Annotated in this window: 4 protein-coding genes; 1 reads left to right on the top strand and 3 read right to left on the bottom strand. The window is 45.9% G+C overall.

Features of this window, described 5'->3' with window-relative positions; translation table 11 throughout:
* Positions 1-324: 324 nt before the first annotated feature.
* From WC615_RS23145 to WC615_RS23135, 3 genes are all read right to left on the bottom strand, one after another.
* On the bottom strand, positions 325-1,086 hold the full coding sequence (locus WC615_RS23145; RefSeq protein WP_372980390.1) for a copper homeostasis protein CutC: 762 nt from the start codon (positions 1,084-1,086) through the stop codon (positions 325-327).
* A 70-nt stretch (positions 1,087-1,156) separates the two neighbouring features.
* Complete coding sequence (locus tag WC615_RS23140; RefSeq protein WP_372980389.1) at positions 1,157-2,176, bottom strand: N(4)-(beta-N-acetylglucosaminyl)-L-asparaginase; 1,020 nt, start codon at positions 2,174-2,176, stop codon at positions 1,157-1,159.
* Positions 2,177-2,242: 66 nt separating this feature from the next.
* On the bottom strand, positions 2,243-2,683 hold the full coding sequence (locus WC615_RS23135; RefSeq protein ID WP_372980388.1) for a DUF2007 domain-containing protein: 441 nt from the start codon (positions 2,681-2,683) through the stop codon (positions 2,243-2,245).
* Positions 2,684-2,735: 52 nt separating this feature from the next.
* On the opposite strand from WC615_RS23135, the gene WC615_RS23130 reads away from it, so the two are divergent.
* Positions 2,736-3,044 (top strand): helix-turn-helix transcriptional regulator (locus WC615_RS23130; RefSeq protein ID WP_372980387.1); only part of this gene is annotated, 309 nt, incomplete at its 3' end.

The raw sequence follows: 3,044 nt of genomic DNA, 5'->3' as shown, positions 1-3,044 counted from the left end.
CGGTGGAAAAACTACTATCGCAAAGTTCAAAAAAAAGAGATGCCTATTACGGTGTAAAATTATATTTGTAGCTCAATTAATCAATATATAAAACCGTCAACTTATTTCAGGACGAGACATTTTGTCTCCATTTAAAAAAAACGGAACAAGACCCCGTTTTCTTAAACCGCTGTATATGAGCCTTTAAAAGGGTGTTGGTGAAGTTTTTGTTGAGACACTGACACGATTTTGTCCGGGCTAATATGTTCATTGTCAATATGTTACGTTTGTTCCACTTGTCCCGTTTTTAAAATGGAACAAGCGGAACAATGCCTGATCTAATAGTTAGCTATTCGCCCTTTTCAATATCTCCTTAACCCGGTCAACACTGGTCAGGTCAATGCTATATTCGTCGCTAAGGCCATCTGTAAGCAGGATATGGTCGTTTTTGTATTGCATACCACCTTCAAATTTCGAACGGGCAGATGAATGCACTTCGGTAACGCCGGTAAAGTGTACCAGGTCGGCAACATTATTTTCGGTAATGCCGCTTCCGGGCATAATGGCAATGCGGCCCGCGGCTTTTTCTACAAGGTGGGCAATAACGGTAGCACCTTCCATAGCGGTGCTTTTACCACCCGATGTAAGGACGCGTTCGCAGCCTATCTCAATAATATCTTCAAGAGCCTGGAACTGGTCGGCACACATATCAAACGCGCGGTGAAAGGTAACCCCAAGCCCCCATTGGCGTGCCAGGCGAACCAGTTCGGTGCAGCGTTCCTTATCTACAGAACCATCGGCTTTTAGCATGCCAATTACAACGCCATCGCAGCCCGCCTCAATACAGGTACGTATGTCGGCCTGCATTACTTCAAATTCAAGGTCGGTGTATAGGAAATCGCCACGGCGGGGGCGTATCAATACATAAAGTTTAATATGGAGGTGTTTACGTGCCAGTATTATTTGCCCGTATGATGGGGTAGTGCCGCCTTCGGCCAGGTTCTCGCAAAGCTCTACTCTTGCAGCACCGCCTTCCTGCGCGGCAATTGCCGATGTTGCCGAGTTGGAGCAAACTTCAAGTATTACGGGTAATGCATTATGGTTCATAGCGCATAGCAGGGGTTATGGTTTATGAAAACCGTATTAATGTACAATATGTTTTAAATCAGGGTGATAGTTATTTTTTTTCTTTGTAAAAGCTTTTGCCAGGTATCAGCAGGTCTTGTTGCTTTTCGTCGCATACCGCAAACGAAAATCCTTCCTGTATGGCATAGGCGCCATATTCACCTTTTTTGTTGATGGCCAAAAAGCCAACCTGTATCTCCTTAGCGGTTTCTGGTTTCTTTTTGATGATCCGGCTAACAGCCTCTTTACAAGCATCCTCCGGCGAATAGCCCTGGCGCATCAGTTCGACCACTAAAAAGCTGCCTACATTGCGGATCACTTCTTCGCCCACACCAGTTGATGTTGCACCGCCAACCTCGTTATCTACATAAAGGCCCGCGCCAATTATCGGGCTGTCGCCCACACGACCATGTAGCTTAAAGGCCATGCCGCTGGTAGTACAGGCACCGCTGATGTTGCCTTTGGCATCAATAGCCAGCATACCAATGGTATCGTGGTTATATTTACTGCCGGGGCGGTGTTGTTTGTTCTCTATATTTAAAACAGGTGAATATTTTGCTGTTTTAAGCCACTTTTTCCAAGCCGTGTATGATTCGGGCGTTAGTAGCTTTTCTCTTTTAAAGCCCTGTTCAACGGCAAATTGGGTTGCACCATCGCCAACCAGCATTACGTGAGGGGTTTTTTCCATCACCAAACGCGCTACCGAAATAGGGTGGGCTATGTTCTCCATGGCGGCAACAGATCCGCAATTACCAAATTCGTCCATAATGCAGGCATCAAGGGCAACCTTACCATCTCGGTCGGGGTAACCGGCGCGGCCAACTGTATGATTATTCATATCAGCTTCGGGGATCCTTACGCCGGCTTCAACGGCATCTAATGCCCGGCCTCCTTTTTCAAGCGTTTTCCAGGCTTCTTTATTGGCTGCAATGCCAAAATCCCAGGTAGAGATTACGATAGGCAAATTTTTGCCAGCCGCCTTAAAAGCAGGCATTGCAGGTGCATATTTTGATATTGCTGTTAAAGAAGCAGTTACGGCGGTTAATTTCAGGAATTTGCGGCGGTCGTACATGAGGCTAAATATAATGATAGGGCAATAATATGTTTCAATGTATCAGCTTTGATACAATTCTGGGTTTTAATCAAAATCTCTTTGGCAATTAAAGCAATGCCAGGCTTTACGGGCATATAGCGGAAATGCCGATATAATTGCAAAAAGCAAGGCTACAAACCAGTGCGATTTTCTCTCGGTAGCTGCACCGTAACGCACATTGGTAGACCCGCAATAGGGGCAAATAACTGCAGTATGGGTTTCCTCGTCTATCTCATGGTGGTCCTGCTCATGCAGGTCGCCTTCCTGGGCAAGTATCTCACGGCAGCGTTCCAGGTCGCGTTCAAAAATTTTTAGTTTGATGCCACCTACTGCGTTATTGTATATAGGGTTGGCTGATATGATGTTATCATCGGCAATAAAACAGGGGATGCCGTTATCCTCCAGCCGGGTACGGATGATGTGCGCCAGCATGGGGTCGTAATACTGCTCAAGTGTGATGATCTTATCTTGCGTTAGGTCGGCCATAATTATATAACAATTATGCTAAGGTACTTAGTTTTTTGCTTATTTTGTGGCTATGAACCGTATCGATCGTATATCTGCCATTTTAATACAGCTGCAAACCCGCAGAGTGGTAAAAGCAAGCGATATTGCTGCCAGGTTTAACATTAGCCTGCGTACGGTTTATCGCGATGTACGCTCGTTAGAAGAGGCTGGTGTGCCCATTATTGGCGAGGCCGGTGTAGGGTATTCATTGGTTGATGGTTACCGCCTGCCGCCCATTATGTTTACCCGCGAAGAAGCCACAGCCTTTTTAACCGCCGAGAAGTTTGTAGAGCAATTAACAGATGCTTCAACCGCTGCTCAGCATAAATCGGCCATGTAT

This window comes from Mucilaginibacter sp., from assembly GCF_041663085.1.
GTDB lineage: Bacteria > Bacteroidota > Bacteroidia > Sphingobacteriales > Sphingobacteriaceae > Mucilaginibacter.
The sequence above is the reverse complement of the archived record's forward strand: the minus strand, read 5'-3'. Positions and strand labels throughout refer to the sequence as shown.